Origin of the sequence: Erwinia sp. 9145 (assembly GCF_000745075.1) — a bacterium.
Taxonomy (GTDB): domain Bacteria; phylum Pseudomonadota; class Gammaproteobacteria; order Enterobacterales; family Enterobacteriaceae; genus Erwinia; species Erwinia oleae.
Window position 1 is genome coordinate 3,112,940 of the sequence record NZ_JQNE01000001.1, and the last position, 16,604, is coordinate 3,129,543.

Annotated in this window: 18 protein-coding genes and 2 pseudogenes; 9 read left to right on the top strand and 11 right to left on the bottom strand. The window is 50.5% G+C overall.

Annotation, left to right across the window (positions count from 1 at the left end; translation table 11 throughout):
• The first annotated feature begins 293 nt into the window (after window positions 1–293).
• From FA91_RS14735 to FA91_RS21070, 4 genes and pseudogenes are all read left to right on the top strand, one after another.
• Window positions 294–1,691 (top strand): sugar porter family MFS transporter, encoded by a 1,398-nt coding sequence (locus FA91_RS14735; RefSeq protein WP_034916827.1) that lies wholly within the window; start codon window positions 294–296, stop codon window positions 1,689–1,691.
• Window positions 1,692–1,761: 70 nt separating this feature from the next.
• Window positions 1,762–2,274: a SprT family zinc-dependent metalloprotease gene (locus FA91_RS14740; protein ID WP_051937203.1), complete on the top strand. Its 513-nt coding sequence runs from the start codon at window positions 1,762–1,764 to the stop codon at window positions 2,272–2,274.
• Window positions 2,275–2,492: 218 nt separating this feature from the next.
• Window positions 2,493–2,627: pseudogene (locus FA91_RS21495) on the top strand (IS110 family transposase); the annotation flags it as partial.
• A 31-nt stretch (window positions 2,628–2,658) separates the two neighbouring features.
• A complete protein-coding gene (locus tag FA91_RS21070) occupies window positions 2,659–3,246 on the top strand; it encodes a metallophosphoesterase (protein ID WP_156103090.1) in 588 nt (195 codons plus the stop codon).
• 249 nt (window positions 3,247–3,495) lie between these two features.
• On the opposite strand, the gene FA91_RS20795 is transcribed toward FA91_RS21070, so the two are convergent.
• From FA91_RS20795 to FA91_RS14755, 4 genes and pseudogenes are all read right to left on the bottom strand, one after another.
• Entirely contained in the window at window positions 3,496–3,873 is a 378-nt protein-coding gene (locus FA91_RS20795; protein WP_051937205.1) for an AbiV family abortive infection protein, read from the bottom strand.
• Window positions 3,851–4,162, bottom strand: a complete 312-nt coding sequence (locus FA91_RS20800; RefSeq protein ID WP_197060499.1) for an AbiV family abortive infection protein — start codon at window positions 4,160–4,162, stop codon at window positions 3,851–3,853. The genes FA91_RS20795 and FA91_RS20800 overlap by 23 nt, the downstream gene beginning before the upstream one ends.
• Before the next feature lie 251 nt (window positions 4,163–4,413).
• Window positions 4,414–4,905, bottom strand: a pseudogene (locus FA91_RS14750) (GNAT family N-acetyltransferase).
• A 234-nt stretch (window positions 4,906–5,139) separates the two neighbouring features.
• Complete coding sequence (locus FA91_RS14755; protein ID WP_034916831.1) at window positions 5,140–5,880, bottom strand: SDR family oxidoreductase; 741 nt, start codon at window positions 5,878–5,880, stop codon at window positions 5,140–5,142.
• A 388-nt stretch (window positions 5,881–6,268) separates the two neighbouring features.
• Between FA91_RS14755 and FA91_RS14760 the strand changes: the two genes are divergently transcribed.
• On the top strand, window positions 6,269–6,805 hold the full coding sequence (locus FA91_RS14760) for a GNAT family N-acetyltransferase (RefSeq protein ID WP_034916833.1): 537 nt from the start codon (window positions 6,269–6,271) through the stop codon (window positions 6,803–6,805).
• Window positions 6,806–6,894: 89 nt separating this feature from the next.
• On the opposite strand, the gene FA91_RS14765 is transcribed toward FA91_RS14760, so the two are convergent.
• Window positions 6,895–7,209 carry a CcdB family protein gene (locus FA91_RS14765; RefSeq protein ID WP_034916834.1) on the bottom strand — a complete coding sequence of 105 codons (315 nt, stop codon included), beginning with the start codon at window positions 7,207–7,209 and terminating at the stop codon, window positions 6,895–6,897.
• Window positions 7,210–7,446: a type II toxin-antitoxin system CcdA family antitoxin gene (locus FA91_RS20580; protein ID WP_072032309.1), complete on the bottom strand. Its 237-nt coding sequence runs from the start codon at window positions 7,444–7,446 to the stop codon at window positions 7,210–7,212. It abuts the gene before it with no gap.
• 231 nt (window positions 7,447–7,677) lie between these two features.
• Between FA91_RS20580 and FA91_RS14770 the strand changes: the two genes are divergently transcribed.
• A complete protein-coding gene (locus tag FA91_RS14770) occupies window positions 7,678–8,271 on the top strand; it encodes a recombinase family protein (protein ID WP_034916835.1) in 594 nt (197 codons plus the stop codon).
• A gap of 105 nt (window positions 8,272–8,376) precedes the next feature.
• Complete coding sequence (locus tag FA91_RS14775) at window positions 8,377–8,868, top strand: DinB family protein (protein WP_034916836.1); 492 nt, start codon at window positions 8,377–8,379, stop codon at window positions 8,866–8,868.
• 351 nt (window positions 8,869–9,219) lie between these two features.
• Here FA91_RS14775 and FA91_RS14780 read toward each other — a convergent pair whose 3' ends face one another.
• The 5 genes from FA91_RS14780 to FA91_RS14800 all read right to left on the bottom strand — a co-directional run bounded on the left by FA91_RS14780 (window position 9,220) and on the right by FA91_RS14800 (window position 15,008).
• Window positions 9,220–9,858, bottom strand: a complete 639-nt coding sequence (locus tag FA91_RS14780) for a TetR/AcrR family transcriptional regulator (RefSeq protein WP_034916838.1) — start codon at window positions 9,856–9,858, stop codon at window positions 9,220–9,222.
• A gap of 224 nt (window positions 9,859–10,082) precedes the next feature.
• Window positions 10,083–12,446: a hypothetical protein gene (locus FA91_RS14785; RefSeq protein WP_034919381.1), complete on the bottom strand. Its 2,364-nt coding sequence runs from the start codon at window positions 12,444–12,446 to the stop codon at window positions 10,083–10,085.
• 15 nt (window positions 12,447–12,461) lie between these two features.
• Window positions 12,462–13,208 (bottom strand): ABC transporter permease, encoded by a 747-nt coding sequence (locus FA91_RS14790; protein ID WP_034916840.1) that lies wholly within the window; start codon window positions 13,206–13,208, stop codon window positions 12,462–12,464.
• Window positions 13,205–14,197, bottom strand: a complete 993-nt coding sequence (locus FA91_RS14795; protein ID WP_034916842.1) for an ABC transporter substrate-binding protein — start codon at window positions 14,195–14,197, stop codon at window positions 13,205–13,207. The genes FA91_RS14790 and FA91_RS14795 overlap by 4 nt, the downstream gene beginning before the upstream one ends.
• A 16-nt stretch (window positions 14,198–14,213) precedes the next feature.
• Window positions 14,214–15,008, bottom strand: a complete 795-nt coding sequence (locus tag FA91_RS14800; protein ID WP_051937209.1) for an ABC transporter ATP-binding protein — start codon at window positions 15,006–15,008, stop codon at window positions 14,214–14,216.
• 117 nt (window positions 15,009–15,125) lie between these two features.
• On the opposite strand from FA91_RS14800, the gene FA91_RS14805 reads away from it, so the two are divergent.
• Window positions 15,126–15,842 (top strand): GntR family transcriptional regulator, encoded by a 717-nt coding sequence (locus FA91_RS14805; protein ID WP_034916844.1) that lies wholly within the window; start codon window positions 15,126–15,128, stop codon window positions 15,840–15,842.
• Between the two features lie 270 nt (window positions 15,843–16,112).
• Window positions 16,113–16,562 carry a GNAT family N-acetyltransferase gene (locus tag FA91_RS14810; RefSeq protein WP_034916846.1) on the top strand — a complete coding sequence of 150 codons (450 nt, stop codon included), beginning with the start codon at window positions 16,113–16,115 and terminating at the stop codon, window positions 16,560–16,562.
• Window positions 16,563–16,604: the final 42 nt, after the last annotated feature.

Sequence of the window (16,604 nt, forward strand, 5' to 3'; positions counted from 1 at the left end):
ACAATCATAAACCGCTTCTTTCACAGGCAGTTACCAACTTGCCTTTCTGAAAAATCACGCAGTAATGCGCTGTTTTCAGCGCTGTCTGATTGAGCTTTGACAGGGAAATGAATCAAAATATTTACGGCTATGACTTACTGGTTATAAAGCGTAAGCGCGCATGAATGGACATACTTTAAGACATTTCCGGCGTGTAACCGATTACACCAATGTGATCTGTGGCACAGTCTTGCGCGTAAAGCTTTTCTAACATCTATAACAACAATATGCGGCATCACTCACATGGAGGCTTTATGCCTGACAATAAAAAGAAGAACAGAACATCGAATAAGGCTATGACCTATTTCGTCTGTTTTCTTGCAGCACTTGCTGGCCTGCTGTTTGGCCTTGATATCGGCGTTATCGCTGGTGCATTACCTTTTATCGCGAAAGATTTTAACGTTACTCCACATCAGCAGGAGTGGATCGTCTCGTCGATGATGTTCGGCGCGGCCGTTGGCGCAATCGGCAGCGGCTGGATGTCCTCACACCTTGGCCGTAAAAAGAGCCTGATGATTGGCGCGATCCTTTTCGTCATCGGTTCGCTGTGGTCGGCAATGGCGCCAAATCCGGAAATGCTGATCGTTGCGCGCGTGCTGTTAGGCCTCGCCGTCGGCGTGGCGTCTTACACGGCGCCGCTTTATCTTTCTGAAATCGCGCCGGAAAAAATACGCGGCAGCATGATTTCGCTGTACCAGTTGATGATCACCATCGGTATTCTTGGCGCATATCTTTCCGATACTGCGTTCAGCTTTACCGGCAACTGGCGCTGGATGCTGGGCGTTATCACGCTTCCTGCGGCGCTGCTGCTGGTAGGTGTGTTCTTCCTGCCAAACAGCCCGCGCTGGCTGGCGGCCAAGGGCAACTTCCGCGACGCGCAGCGGGTGCTGGATCGCCTGCGTGATACCAGCGAGCAGGCCAAACGCGAGCTGGATGAGATCCGTGAAAGCCTGAAGGTGAAGCAGTCCGGCTGGAGCCTGTTTAAAGACAACGCCAACTTCCGTCGCGCGGTTTACCTGGGCGTGCTGCTTCAGGTGATGCAGCAGTTCACCGGTATGAACGTCATCATGTATTACGCGCCTAAGATTTTCGAAATCGCCGGCTTCACCAATACGACCGAGCAGATGTGGGGCACGGTAATTGTCGGCCTGGTCAACGTGCTGGCGACCTTTATCGCTATTGGTCTGGTGGATCGCTGGGGCCGTAAGCCAACGTTAAAGCTGGGCTTCCTGGTGATGGCGGCGGGTATGGGCGTTCTCGGCACCATGCTGCACATGGGCATTCATTCGCCTGGCGCGCAGTACTTTGCTATCGCCATGCTGCTGATGTTTATCATTGGTTTCGCTATGAGTGCCGGCCCGCTGATTTGGGTACTGTGTTCAGAAATCCAGCCGCTGAAAGGCCGTGATTTCGGTGTCACCGTCTCTACCGCCACCAACTGGATTGCGAACATGATCGTCGGTGCCACCTTCCTGACCATGCTGAACTCACTGGGTAATGCGAATACCTTCTGGGTTTATGCCGGCCTGAACGTGCTGTTTATCATTCTGACTATCGTGTTGATCCCGGAAACCAAAAACGTTTCTCTGGAGCACATTGAACGTAATCTGTTAAGCGGCAAAAAGCTGCGTGATATCGGTCAGCAAGACTGATTCACCTCCGGCCGGGGCAACCCGGCCGGTTCCATTGCCATCCGCCCTTCTCCGTCGTATTCTCATCGCTATGAAATCCCTCAGACTCCCCATTTCTCTGCAACAGGCGGTAATGCGTACGCTGCGTGAGAAGCTTCAACAGGCTAACCAGCACCTTGACCGCCACTATCCCGAACCGAAGCTGGTTTATCAGCAGCGCGGCACCGCTGCGGGCACGGCATGGCTGCAAAACTGGGAGATCCGCCTCAATCCCGTTTTACTGATGGAAAATCAGCAGGCCTTTATTGAAAACGTCGTGCCGCACGAGCTTGCTCATCTTCTGGTATGGAAACATTTTGGCCGGGTGGCGCCGCACGGCAAAGAGTGGAAATGGATGATGGAGACGGTGCTGGGCGTGCCCGCGCGCAGAACCCATCAGTTTGGCGTCGACTCCGTTCGCAGCCGCGCTTATCCCTACCGCTGTGGCTGCCAGCAGCATCAGCTGACCGTTCGCCGTCATAATCGCGTGCTGCGCGGCGAGAGTGAATATCGCTGCGTTCACTGCGGCGAGCGGCTGCTGCCGGGCGAATTTATCGCCAAATAAATCCCTCCCTTATATCTAATATCATGTGGTGATTAGCTACCACCACATGAAGCAGAGTGAGCCGGGCCCCTCCCTGAAGGTAAGTTAACAATTAACCTTACTTTGCAGCTTATGGCCCTCCGCTTCCCCTTTCACGCCAGCACAGTACATCGAACGGTTACCGGGAGCTCGACTCCGTATGAATAAGGCGAACAGGCGTGACGGTTTTTACGGATGCGCATTTTTACGAAGTGCTCTTGCTGAGAGGCAAACCTACAATGGTCGCTTTCGGGGCAGTAATGCGAAAGCTGGTTCACTGGTGCTATGGCGTACTTCTGTCGGGAAAAACATTCAAGGCTGATTCTGACCGGTGACCTGACGGACGGGTGCTGGTCAGAGGGATACGTGGAGATAGCTGCCCGGCTTAAAGAACAGATCTCTACCTCCCTGCTGTTGCCTGGCAATTCAGACAATCACAGCCTGATGCGACAGACGTGGGATAAAGCCCCCTGGGCATGTGATTCACCGGGCATGTATCTGCACTTCAGTTATGACGCCGGCGATATTCGCCTGACAGGCCTTGATTCAACTGTCAGCGAAGAGAGCTATGGTTCCGTATCAGGTCGTCTGAAGGGGCTGAGAAAGCAACTGAGCGAGGGTGGAAATACCCCGATGCTACTTTTCCTTCATCATCACGTTTTCCTTTCCGGCATACCCACGCTGGATGAAACGATGTGTAAAGGGCTTGATGAGCTTGAAGAACTTATACGAAGCTCCCCGCACAGGATACTCGCTGTTTCTTCAGGACACGTTCACCGCCCTGTAGCTGGCACTTTTGCCAGTATTCCGGCAAATATCTGTGGTCCAGTCTGTCATGCCAATCCTTTATGTTTCGGCTCAACGTATGCTCCACCTGCGCGGGAAGCACCAATGCTGATGATTCAACGATATGATCAGGGAAAACTCAGTAGTCACCATGTCTGTGTGAGCTGACGATATTGTTTCTTACAATGGCATCTGTGGCAGGAATCTGAACATCTGAATATGGAATATCAGCAGATTTCGCAGATCAGCCCAAATCGGGCGCAAGGTCCGCTATGAGCGAGGAGCGGAAGTTCGCAGTTGATCTCGTAGCCAAACAGTCACGTTACTAATATTGCGGCGTGTTGATCAACGGGGAGCAGATCAACCATCTCTGGTCTCTCGCAGCGCCAACAGTAATATCCCTAAAGAAATATTGATTCAGATGCTCAAGAATGCTGAGAAGGCAGTTTTATTTGAAAGTAGTCCTTTTGCGGACATGGCATCGAAGTAACTTTTTAATGCCTCACGCTTAAGAGCATCATCAGTTTTCCACACAGGTCCCAAGTACTTCACCCAGAGTTCAACCTCCTCGACTGTGTGTAATTTTGACGACACTAAAGGTTTAGCGGCTTCTATGATGCTTATAGCTGTATCTCTATCGATTACATTGTCTGGTATCGACCAATGTGCCTTACCAAGACAATCCGTATAAAATGATAATTGCTTTAATTGATCCAATACAAAGGGATGTTCTGATTCATCGCTAAAAATTGGCGCAAAATCGTTGAGATTCCTAGCGCCTTTTTTTAATTGCATCAAGAAACACCCACATCATATTTTTTTCAGTATGTGAGCGATACTTGTGCCAAATCTGTTTGATATCTTTGCCATCGTTCAACAGCGACATCTCTCGAAGTATTGACACCTTTCCTGCTTCTTCTATAGCCAAGATTGCTAGAGAGGTAGCAGAGGGATAGCGTTCTAAATCAAACAAAGCAGAGGCATCGTTCAGAAGCCTTCGTGCGTTAGATGATGCAGCATTCATGCCCTCTACAATTTTCTCAACGGCAAGTGTATTTTTCCATTGCTCTAGTTTTTTTGCCATAACGTTTGCTCGAGTTAAAAATTTCATCAATCTTAGGACACATCATTCCTGCTGAAAAGCTAGATGCTCTTCCCTCAATTACATTACTGATATATGTCATCTAAATTGTAAGTATCCCTGCGAAAACGAACCATCAATTTTTACAGGACCTCTAGCACTTCAGATTCCGCTCTTGGCACGAGGCTGCCCATCAAGACGTAAGGAAGGGGTAGCTATGTGCGAGCAGCAGAAGTGATTTCTAATTACTCAAACTATTCTTTATTATTCTCGTCCACGATAACCTTGCTCATGTTGATACCCGTGACTCCAAAACCGTTGCTCTCGTAAATATGGCGAGCACGAGTATTATTGCCTGCAACGCGCAGTCTAATCTCTTTAAAACCCTTCTCACGCAGGTTCTCTTCAAAAGCGCGAATTGCCTGTTTACCCAGCCCAACTCCCTGGAAGAGATTAAAGATATAAAAGTCATAAATAAAAGCTGTACGTCCAGCCGCATCTGGTTTGTACCAGAGGTAGCCTATATGCTTTTCAGTTTTATCTAATCGTGCAACAAGGGCTAATAGAACCTGGCCAACCGTATTAACTCCTTCCGCAAGCGCTTCCGAGATTTCCTGTTGCGCTCTGGCAAGAGAATCACTCTAGGATAGTCCATAATTTTTTACGATTTCAGCGGCATAATCAGGAATAAAGTATTCCAGATAAGCAGGGAGTTCGTCTTCCGTTAATAAGCGGAATGTGAACATCTCTAACTCCTTAGTGATGAATTTTGCTGAAAAATTATACAATCCTAATATCTAATCAGTCGTTCAAATTTTGAAGGACCTTACGATATCAATTTGGTCTTGAAATACAATATTCTGTTTACCAACGTCCGCTTCTGGCACAAAGCGGACTGACGGAAAGACCGATGTCTGCCTTGAGCTAAAAAGCTGACGTTATGGGATTAATTTCAGTTGCTTGTGAATCCGAGTAAACGATCAGTAATGTACGAGCCCGCCGTCTACAGCATACTGGCTGCCAGTAACATAGGATGCGTCATCGGACAGGAGGAAGAGTGCAACCGCAGCGGCCTCTTCTGCTGTTCCTGCGCGGCCCAGGGGAACCTGGCTTACCACAAAATCTTCAAACTGCTGACGCGACTCTTCTGACATAAAGTGCCTGAAATTGGTTTCAATCGGACCGGGCACCAACGTGTTGGCGCGGATACCTCGTTCAGCCAGCGCAGATGCCCAGCTTTTAACCATAGCGATAACTGCGCCTTTCGTCGCTGCATACAGGCTTGTCATCGCTGCACCTTCATAAACAGAGGAGGATGACGTTACCAGAACAGATGCGCCCGAATTGAGTGATTTGGAGAGGGCTGCAAGCTGTAGCATTGGGCCGCGCACATTAGCGTTCATCATACGATTAAACGAATCTGCTGTTACCGATTCCGGAGCACTTACCTCAGCGAAGCCAGCATTTAGCCATAGCCCATCAAGTGAACCCCATCCGCTAAGGGCTTCCTTAAGCACATTGATGTCAGTTTCGTTTGCAGCATCGCTTTTCAGAATAAGCGATGTTTCAGGCAGCAGAGTGCGGGCGCGTTCCAGTCTTTCTTCACTAAGCCCTGTAATGGCTACATGCCCCCCTTCAGTAACAATACGCTGAGCGCCTGCCAGTCCCATGCCACTTGTACCGCCAGTAATCAGTATCCGTTTACCCTGAAATTTGCTCATACTTACTCCTTTTTGTTGGCTGCGGGATTAGCATTTACCTTACGTAAACAAAACACTCTTCGTCATCTGTTTCATTACGCAACTAAGACATTGCAGATTGAACGGCTGCTCCCCGCACGGAGCAGACCTGCTCGCTGGGTTAGATCCGCTGTGAGCGAAAAGCGGACGTCAAAATCATTATGGCAGGGTAGTTCTGCCACATTAAACATAACAACTTGGCCGCAAAATAATCTCAGCGCTCTCTCCAGTGCATGTTTTGAATAACAACCTTGTATCCATCTATATCTTCGAAGGTAACGCCATTGCGGTCCCAGTCTTGTGCACTCAGCATATACCGTCTATAAAACAGTAAAATAGCCACATTTAAATCTGTAAACAGGAGGTTGTTTTGCCGCAACAGCACTCAAGACTGTATCTTCGCCCTGTAAATGCATTAGATGCGGATGATCTCTTCAGAATTTATGGCGACCCTGCTACGAATACGTTTAACCCCGCAGGACCGTACCCAGATATTGATCATGCACGTAATGTGTTGGCTCGCTGGCTCAGCCATTGGGAAACTTACGGTTTCGGGGACTGGGCTATCTCGCTTAAGGATAATCCCGAAAGGATCATTGGCTTTGGCGGGCTGAGTATCAGCAGTTATGCCGATATCTCTATCAACAACTTGGGATATCGTTTCGCCACTGAGTCATGGGGAAAAGGCCTGGCGACAGAGTTCGCTAACTATGCGGTCAGCTATGGGTTCGGTGAAATAAAACTGCCTGAGATATCTGCCGTAGTAAGAGCAAACCACATGGCATCACAGAAAGTCCTGAAGAATGCCGGACTCAGGTATATAGGGAACATTCATGATGTGAAAAATGCACCCGCCAGCATGTTATTTACACTGACTCATGCCGAATGGGACAAAAAGTCAGAATGAGGGGGGCTACTCAATCCCTTTTAACATAACAGTGCTTGGGCAAACCAATTTTTCAAGATATTTGGTAAAAATCAGTTACGAAAAAAAGATTAAATACCATCAAAGAGAAAATCAATCGCGGCTTTTATCTGCACACGATAAGGGGATGCATCGCAGAATTCAGCCCCCAGCGAACGGGCAGGGATACTCGCCATTTCATGGGTCATAACGGCATAGTCATTACCGTCAGTCAGTCTGATTAGCGGAATCAGTCGTTCCGGCCGTGTGCTGCCGGGATACTTTTCAACAGGCAGCAGTGGGATCACAATCCTGCGGTTTAGCTGACCAATAATGTCGCTCGTTATATCGAGTAGCAAAGGATAGAGCGCGCTTTTCCCGGTGTTGCTGTATACAGTGAACTGCATTCAAAAAGTCCTGTATTCATCACTGAAACAACCATGTTCGTCATGAAAGCGATTAAGTGCTTCCAGCGCTTCGTTATTCTCTTCCTGCCATTTCATGGATTCGTAATGACGCAATTCAGCATCAAGCGCTGCAACGAATGTGGCACTGAGATTGATTCCAGCTTCACGAGCCCGGGTAAGTAAAGAGCGTTCCAGGGTCATGGTAACGCTTTGCGTTGCTCGTTGTTTGACAGACATAATTACCTCGCTTTGAATCCCGTTTAACTTACACGGCTCATTAGACGTAATGATAACACTTAAAAATGATGTGTGCTGAAAAGACGGCGATGCTACCGTTTCGCGATTAAACCTTCCGTACGAAAACGACCGGTTTAGTACATGTTAAATATCATATGTACGAAAGTTAGTGTTTTTATTTTCGTACATGGCTTACAATACGTACATCCATTTCGTACATAAAATAACGCCATGTCACGAGTTTTTGCCTATTGCAGGGTATCGACCCTTGAACAGAATACTGAGAACCAGCGTCGTGAGATCGAAGCGGCCGGATTTGCCATTAGACCCCAGCGACTGATTGAAGAGTACATTAGTGGTTCAGTCGCGGCGGCTGAGCGCCCCGGATTCATGCGTCTGCTTGATAGAATGGAAAACGGTGACGTTTTAATCGTAACGAAGCTGGATCGTCTCGGACGTAACGCTATGGACATCAGACAAACCGTTGAGATGCTTTCTGCGTCAGAGATACGGGTTCACTGCCTGGCACTGGGCGGGGTAGATCTCACCAGTCCTGCCGGTAAGATGACAATGCAGGTAATCTCTGCAGTCGCGGAATTTGAGCGGGATTTGCTACTTGAGCGTACGCATGCAGGTATCGCGCGTGCTAAGGCATCCGGAAAGCGTTTTGGCCGCCCGCCAGCTCTGAATGATGAACAAAAGAAAGCGGTATTCCTGCGTATTGATGAAGGGATAAGCATCAGCTCAATCGCGCGCGAATTTAACACTACACGGCAGACCATTCTCAGAGTAAAAGCGGCAATGGAAGATACAGATGCTCACTAATAAGATGCTTTTTCAGTGAATGTCCGTTTTGTGCCAAAAGCGGAAGTTAGTAGAGAGCCCCACATGTTACTGATATGATCATAAAATAGATAAAGGAGGTAATGCATGGATAATGGCACGATAGTCACGCTTTTTAGATATAAGCGCTGGATCGATCTTGAAACTCTACAAGCTATTAAAAGAATTGATGCGTCCACTAATACAGAAAGGCGCCATCTGACGCTCAGATTGATGAATCACATACATGTGGTTGATATGATCTTCGGAGCCAACATTATCGGTCAGAAGCATTCCTACACTGCACTAAATACGCCTGAGACCCCCTCTGCTGATGAGCTTCTGATAACGATGACTGAATGTACAGACTGGTATATTCAACATATCAATTCTATGTCCCCCATTGACCTTGCTGAAACCATTAAATTCCAGTTTGTTGATGGCGGATATGGTGAGATGAAGGCGATGGATATGCTCAATCATGTGCTGTTTCATGGGACATATCATCGCGGCGCCGTAGGTTGGCTACTTTCAGAAAGTGGTGTAACCCCACCCAAGGACGTGCTGACCGTTTTTCTAAGAGATCATAACCACGAGTAAACGAGTGACTGGGTCATATAAATTTAAAATATCATTGGCCCGTTAAGCAAAAAATTAAGCGAATAAATGACAGTCTGCTCCTCGCTCAAAGCGGAACTTTACAGCGCGTAAGTCCCTTTAGTGCCAGGAGCGGATGTCAGTATCAGGCACCGGATAAGGACATTCCGGCGCTTTAAGTAAGAGGCCAAAAGTTTGAGTAAGGCACACATGTCTTTAACTGAGGCAATGGAAAGCGTCTTTTGAAAAACTTTCCGTTATCGACCCAACCACATAAAGCCATGCCATTTTCACATTCGAGCACAACCATTGTATTTCTTCTTTTTCGACGCCGAACAATTGTGCCCACTTCCATTATGTTGATGCCTGTCTGGAGAGGCATTTTCCATCTTCATGTCTGTTTAAGAGCACCGTTCTGATAATAAATTCATTACACCTATTGAGTTCGTCAATTTCGGGCTGAATTTTTCCGTAAACTCGCATCCCTTCCAGCATCATAAAAATGCTTATTGCCATTGTTCGTGGGCTTTCATCGCACCGAAAAAGCTGCTGCGTCTGACCTCTGCATAATATTTTTTCCAACTGATTGATTATTGAATTGAATTTATGATGAACCTTACTTTTTATCTCTGAATCACCCGGTAGAAGTTCACTGGCCGCGGCAATGGTAAAACAACCTTTTTCTCCATCAGGAGAAGATGATAAAAGCGCTACAAATTCTAACGTTTCGCGCAAAGCCTTTTCTGGAGATAACTCCGCATCGCGTTCTGCTGCTCTGGAAACACCTTCATCCATGTATTGCTGTAAGGCCGCGAGATAGATTGTGCGTTTATCAGGGTAAAGCTTATAGATACTGGCACTTGCAAGACCTGAGGCTTTCATGAGGTCTGACATTGATGTTGCCCGATATCCTTTTTGCCAGAAGCATTCCAGCGCGGTATTGAGAAATGTTTCAGGGTCGAATTCTCGGGGTCTGCCCACAGATGCTTTCATTAATCCTCCAGAAGTGAGAAATGATTGTAGATCGATCAATCTACAATTAAAAGCACCTTCTCAGATTTACCTGACAAACTTGTCCAAGCTGCAAAGCTTGATGAGAATATGTCCGCTTTTCGCTCATATGGGACCTTAGCTCTACGTCAGTCCGCTTGGTGCCAGGAGCGCACTTTGCACTTTAAAAATGATTACAGCGGCGCCTCAGACGCCGCCGAAGGATGTTAACGCGTGAGGAAAAGAGCCGAGGTCCAGATACGCGACTGGTCTTTTTGCCTCGCACTGATAAACAAAGCATGTTCAGACTTTTCAGGCAGATTGAGGTCTGAAAGCAGTACATCACCCTGGAGGTCACGCGGTAGGGGCTGTTCTGTCACCAGCTCGATCTCTACCTGCAGCTCAGTGCCCGCCAGCGTAAAAGTCTCTTTGCCTGATAACAGAAGAGCCTTCCCATCAATCTCTGCGTCAAAAAGGGGTGCCCATGAATGAGGTTGAGGTGTAAGTGGGTCACCTACTTTGATGTAGCTGCTGATTTCCAGATGCACGCGTACCGTTGCCCCATTTAGTCCACCCGTGCTGACTGTTACCGTGTCGCTGTCTCCATTGGTGTCCGTACGAAAACCAATCTGTGTATGGCTCTCGCGCCACACGGTCTGTTCAGGGTGGTCAGCGCCAGTCAGGGAAAAGCCATTGATGGGGGTCCCTGTTACGTCAATATGCCCTGTCCAGTACGCGCCTCGATAGCGGTCTTTGATACGCGCGCCACTCAGGCGTACACGGAAGTGGCGCTGTGAGCGGCCCAGTTCCGCGTGCAAATCCCTGTGCCACACCTCTTTTTCACCGTCATAAAGCGTTATCGACTCCCAGCCGGCATCGCCTAACAGCCGGTAGCTCAGTGCCTCAGCGGAACTGTATGCAGCCACGTCACCCATCAGCGCATTTCCGGCCCGTAGTTCGGCATAGCTGCGTTCACCCGTGGTGGCAAAAGTGTGGCGGGATCGCAGCGCGGTCGCCACGCCCTTACGGTCAAAACGTTCGGCCAGTACGCCGGTCAGTCCCCCACGTGAACCGAATACCGCCGTGGCGGGCACGCCACCCCCGCAGCGTCCCTGATGTTCATCACTGTTAGCAGTCGCACCCAGCCGGTAACCACGCTCCAGCGCCTCAGCATAGACCCAGTGGAACTGTCCCCATGCAGAGCCGACTTCAATCAGTCTCTCCAGTTCAGGGTGGTGCCAGTCAAGGTTACAGCGCCGCCCGCCGACGTGCGGGATAAGCAGATGTTTATGCGGCTCGCGCGCATAGGCGGCATAAAGCTCGTCAAGCGGCCATGCTCCCGGCTTAATAGTGCCGGCAGTAAACTCGTTCCACTCGAAAGAACGCACCAGCCGGCCCTGATTATCAAACGGAAACTGGGGTTCATCATCTTCAAGAAACACCACATTGTGGTCGCCACCGGCACAGGTATTGCCGCACCACTCGGTACCGGAATAGCAGACAAAGCTCTCTGGCTGGTTCAGCTCATTAATCAGCTTTACCGCCTGTTTCCAGCGCGCTTCGGTGACGTTAAAGTCGTTTGCGGTATAACCCAGAATATCGAGACCGGCAACGTCACGTCCGTAACTCAGGTTATACAGCGTGTCATTGGTGCCGACGGTGTCGTCAGAATGCACATGAAGATCGGCATACAGCGGGCGCAGGCCTGTCGCTGTCTCTTCGGCCGTGACCCACGCTTTACCTTCCAGCAGCGGGAGTGCGTCCAGCGTTGTACTGACTGACCACTCTCCAGCAGAAAGCTGCAAATCAACGATACGTGCAATCGCCCAGCCCTGTCCGGCCAGTTGGAAGTCATGGTGCTGCGTTTCCCCTTCCGATGAGGTCAGCGCCAGGCGTCCTGACAGCGGCATTTTCCGGCAGGTATTACCCCAGCTGTCATCCAGGCGGATGATTACGGAGAAAGGGGTGTGGGGAGCCAGTAGCCGGGGGGCAATGACGGAAAGGGACGCAGGGGTACCGGGAACGATATCCAGCAGCGTGTCCCCCGGTACTTCAGCAAATTTTGAGCTGCCCAGCGGGTCGACAAACAGACGGAAACGGAAATCTTTCTCGACAAAACTCTGTATGCGGGTCCCGCCTCCGCCCCGGCGGCGGTCGCCCAGACGGATAATGATTTTATCTCCAGGGTTGACGTAGCCGTCGACGATATCAATCAGAATCGCCTTTTGAAACGGCCGCTCATGCCCTTTCTGGTCGAAACGTATTTTCAGGTGCTGCACTGTGGCAGGGCTTTGTCCCGGCAACAGAGGGCCGGTCTGATACTCGGCGCTGACATAGTTCGCAGCAGCAGGGTCACTGGTCTGAAAGAGCGCCCAGTCTGAGTAAAATTTAAAAGCTAGCTTCAGCCATGCGCCATCTGCGAGGCCGCTGGCCCCCACGGTATAGACCAGTTGGATCTCTTCCCAGGCACCTGCCGTTAGCTGAGTATGTGAGCTGGTGACACTGCCCAGAAACGGACGCGCTTTATTTTGTTCATATAAACCTTTAGGGGCGATGTAATCACCTGCATCACGGATATCAAACTGACTCACATTAACCTCACACAATTATTGGGCACGCCAGCGCTGGTAGCGCTGCTCGATGCGACGAAACACAAGATTTTCCATCAGCCACGCAACGAGCCCGATCAGGCATATCCCCAGCAGCACCTGACTGCTGTTACCTGTCTGCCCGCCCATCGCTACCATCCAGCCAATTCCACGGGAGGCTCCCAGCATTTCAGCCGCCACCAGTGCACGCCACGCCTGGCTGAATCCAATACGTAACGCGGCAGTAATAAACGGTAATGAGCTCGGCAGATAGACATGAAGCAGCAACTGAGCAGGACGGGCACCCAGCGTGCGCGCCGCGCGCACTTCTCCGCCGCGAATGCCCCGGATGCCTTCCTGAATGGTCAGACACATCGGGAAGAGCGCGGCGATGACAATCACCACTACGATAGAGACGATGCCCAGGCCAAAAATAAGCAGCATAAGCGGTGCCCATGCAATGGGCGGGATGGCCATAAACAGGCTGTTCAGCGGCGTGAGAAAATCCCTGAATCGATCGGACAGGCCAGCGCTGACGCCCAGGATCAGCGCCAGCACTACGGCGAGAACAAACCCGGCAAACTCCTCCAGCAGGCTCGAACCCAGCTGAGCCCATATTGAGCCATCACTGAACCAGCGCACGGCTTCATGCCAGACATCCCAGGGTTGCGGCAGCACGTAAGAGGGATATTGACTGGCCACAGCAATCCAGACCACCAGCAGGGCGGGGAGCGACGCCCAGCCCCAGTTTGGCGTTAACTTCACTGCGGGATCCCTGCTTTTTTCAGCCACTGCGTATCAACAAACTCATTCACCCCAAGGGCTTTCTGCATATAGCCGAGTGACTGAGAATCCTTCATCAGCTGTTCAAAGAACGCCCCGTCCTTCTGCGTCAGTGACACTGACCACTGGATGCGTTTACGTGCCTCCTCTACCAGTGCCTCCGGCGGCAGGATTTTGCCGTCTGCGGTTTTGATGGACTGCAACTTAAATGCTTCGGCCATAATGCGATCGGCTTCTGCCGGGTGTTGGTTGATGAAATCCACCGCCTTCTGGTGGGCGCGGATAAGTTTCACCGCATCATCAGGCCGGTCTTTTAAGGTCTCTGGGAGCGCCATCAGTACGTACCACGGATAACCAGGCTGAACTTTATTCACGTCTAGCAGCACTTTTGCATCACCGCGCAGCAGCGCTTCGCTGATAAAAGGCTCCCATGTAAAGGCAGCGTCCACCACACCCTGCTGCATTGCAGCGGGCATGTTACCGGGTGGCATACTCAGCACCTGCACGTCTTTATCCGCGATTAACCCGGCAGGCTGCAGCACGACTCCGCGCAGCAGCACATCCATCCCGCTGCCCTTTTTCACTCCGGCGATACGCTTGCCCTTGAGGTCAGCCAGCGTTGAAATGCCACTTTTTGCCGGAACGATTAGTGCGGCCTGCCCGCTGTTCACTTTGGCAATGATTTGCCCCTTCAGCCCGCGAGAGAACCACTGAAACACCGGTGTCGCACCGATGTAAGCCGCATCCAGCTCGTGCGCGGCCAGCGCCTGACTGATAACCGGCCCGTCGCCAAAGGACTTCAGTTCGACATTCAGCCCTTCCTGCTTATAAAAACCTTCTTTTTCGGCAATCAGCGCCGGTGCGTTTGCCAGCGCATAAACCCAGCCAATGCGCAGCGGCTGTGAGTCCGCTGCGTAGGCCGCTTGAAATAAAACCCCTGATATCAGCACAGCAAGAAATGATTTACCCATTCGGCGTTCCGTTTTATTAGATTGAGTGACTGTGGGACTGCTGCATTACGTCTGTAATGCGCTTCAGTAATTCATTGCGATACGCAGCAAAAGCCGGAAGCTGACGCGTCTCCAGATTACTGCGCGGACGCGGCAGAGAAATGGTGAGTTCGCTGTGCACGCCCCCCGGGGCACGATTCAGGACGATGACGCGATCGGCAAGGAAGACGGCTTCTTCAATGTCGTGAGTGATAAAGACGGTGGTCTGGCCGATGGCAGACCAGAGGCGAAGCGTTTCTTCGTTCATATCGCCGCGGGTGATGGCATCAAGGGCAGCGAACGGCTCATCCATCAGTAAAACATCAGGCTCCAGTGCCAGCGCACGCGCCAGCGACACGCGCTGCTGCATTCCTCCGGACATCTGATGCGGAAACTGATGGGCAGCATGCGCCAGCCCCACCCGCTGCAGATAAGACAGCGCGCGTTCACGCTGGGAAGCGACGTCCTCGCGTCTCTGCATACGCAGGCCGAACCGGACGTTCTCCAGCGCGCTCAGCCATCCAAAGAGTTGCGGCTGCTGAAACACGTAACCCAGTTGGTTATTCTCTGGCGTCGTCCGCTGCCCGTTAATTTTAACGGCACCCTCCTCCGGCTCGGTGAATCCCGCCAGCAGGTTAAGCAGGGTACTCTTGCCGCAGCCGGAAGGCCCCAGCAGCACAACAAATTCGCCCTGCCGTGCTTGGAAACTGAAATTGCGGAACACCGGTGCGCTGCCGGGGTAACGAAAAGTGATATTGTCTACCGCCAGTGCAGATGACGCAGAAGTTGTCATGCTCGACATCACGTGTAAGTAAATTGACATGTGGTTATAATACGTATTAATACAAGTCGGTCTAAGATCGCTTCTGACTAAACTAGATCCGAACGGAATACGAGAGACGAAACCTGAATGACACTGGTGCGTGAAAACATGACATCGCTGTACCGGCAGATTGCCGATACGCTGCAGCAGGAAATTGCCGCTGGCCACTATCAGCCAAACGGAAAGCTGCCCTCTGAATCTGCGCTGGAAATGCGCTTCTCTGTCAGCAGGGTCACGGTCCGGCTTGCGCTTAAGTCTCTCACTGAGCAGGGTATTGTTGAACGAAAACAGGGGAAAGGCACCTACGTCTCAGGCAAAAAAGTAGCGCACGGCATTAACGTTATGCGCAGCTTTCATGAGTCTCTCAAGCAGCAGGGGCTGAACGCGAGTATGCGTCTGCTGGCTAAAGAGCAGATCCCCACACCCGAGCCGTTACTCAACCTGTTTGAGATGGCACGGTCTCTGACCTTTATCTCACGGTTGCATATGGTGGATAACGAGCCGATTGCCGTGGGTTACAGCCATTTTCTGGCTTTCCCTCATGCGCTGAGCTGGGAAGAGACTGAGCAGGAACCCACTTGGGCTTTGCTGGAAAAAGCCACCCAAAGTGCGATAAGCCGTTCTGATATCGCCATCCGGATGGACTTTGCCGATAAGGCACTTGCCAAAGTGCTGGACATCGCTAAAAATTCGCCGCTCTTCCTGCTGGAGAGGACGTCCTGGTTTGAAAACGGTCAGTGCGCGGAAAGCTCGCGTTTCTTCATACGCCCTGAACGTTATGAGTTCACATTAAGTAACGGCTGAAATCCCGCGGGTTTTCATCCATTAAAGCACTTCAGATATTGGCCCTGCCATTCAGCCCTCAAGCGAGGCGAACCAGACATGACGCCTTTCTATTAATGATACTCGCCTTTCACGAGCCTTTTACTGAAAAAAAACAAGAGGGGGCTGATTGGTATGGTTACTTCCGCTCTGTGCCAAAAGCGGACGTTTCCTGACTCATGCAATTCCGATGGATGTGCTTTGTAGTGTTATGTTAAAAGAGTATGACTGGGCCGTTACAGTGGCCAGTTTTTGTTGACCACTACAACCACTACAAACATTCGGAACCAGGCTATTCGCCATGGATGCAAAGGCTGCTACGACGTTGTGGTTATTGAAGCATGGACACCGGGAGTAATGCCCGAAGGTTACAGAACGGCTATAGCGTCGAATCCTTTTTTCGTCATTGATGGACCGGATAATAGGCCGGTGGCAACAGGTTTTCTGGATCTTTCTGCGGGTAGCGTTGAAGCTGTTTTCACATTGCCAGAGTACCTTGGAAAGGGTTTAGGCAGCCTGATTATCGACGCTATCAAAGACGAAGCGCGTAGACAGGGGTTTAAGGAATTGATTTTATCCTCTACCCCAAATGCACAATCTTTTTATGAAAAGCACGCTTTTACTCTTATCAGTGAAAGTCTTTACCCATCAAGTCTTGCTCAGACGGAGCTGCGTTGTATGGATATGAGCATCAAGCTATAGGCTGTCGCAGGTAGAGGTAATAGCGGTTCATTATCGAGATGT

Coding starts and splice junctions, on each gene's coding strand:
- FA91_RS14735 (WP_034916827.1), top strand. CDS start 294: ATGCCTGACAATAAAAAGAAGAACAGAACATCGAATAAGGCTATGACC.
- FA91_RS14740 (WP_051937203.1), top strand. CDS start 1,762: ATGAAATCCCTCAGACTCCCCATTTCTCTGCAACAGGCGGTAATGCGT.
- FA91_RS20795 (WP_051937205.1), bottom strand. CDS start 3,873: ATGCAATTAAAAAAAGGCGCTAGGAATCTCAACGATTTTGCGCCAATT.
- FA91_RS20800 (WP_197060499.1), bottom strand. CDS start 4,162: ATGGCAAAAAAACTAGAGCAATGGAAAAATACACTTGCCGTTGAGAAA.
- FA91_RS14755 (WP_034916831.1), bottom strand. CDS start 5,880: ATGAGCAAATTTCAGGGTAAACGGATACTGATTACTGGCGGTACAAGT.
- FA91_RS14765 (WP_034916834.1), bottom strand. CDS start 7,209: ATGCAGTTCACTGTATACAGCAACACCGGGAAAAGCGCGCTCTATCCT.
- FA91_RS20580 (WP_072032309.1), bottom strand. CDS start 7,446: ATGTCTGTCAAACAACGAGCAACGCAAAGCGTTACCATGACCCTGGAA.
- FA91_RS14770 (WP_034916835.1), top strand. CDS start 7,678: ATGTCACGAGTTTTTGCCTATTGCAGGGTATCGACCCTTGAACAGAAT.
- FA91_RS14775 (WP_034916836.1), top strand. CDS start 8,377: ATGGATAATGGCACGATAGTCACGCTTTTTAGATATAAGCGCTGGATC.
- FA91_RS14780 (WP_034916838.1), bottom strand. CDS start 9,858: ATGAAAGCATCTGTGGGCAGACCCCGAGAATTCGACCCTGAAACATTT.
- FA91_RS14795 (WP_034916842.1), bottom strand. CDS start 14,197: ATGGGTAAATCATTTCTTGCTGTGCTGATATCAGGGGTTTTATTTCAA.
- FA91_RS14800 (WP_051937209.1), bottom strand. CDS start 15,008: ATGACAACTTCTGCGTCATCTGCACTGGCGGTAGACAATATCACTTTT.
- FA91_RS14805 (WP_034916844.1), top strand. CDS start 15,126: ATGACACTGGTGCGTGAAAACATGACATCGCTGTACCGGCAGATTGCC.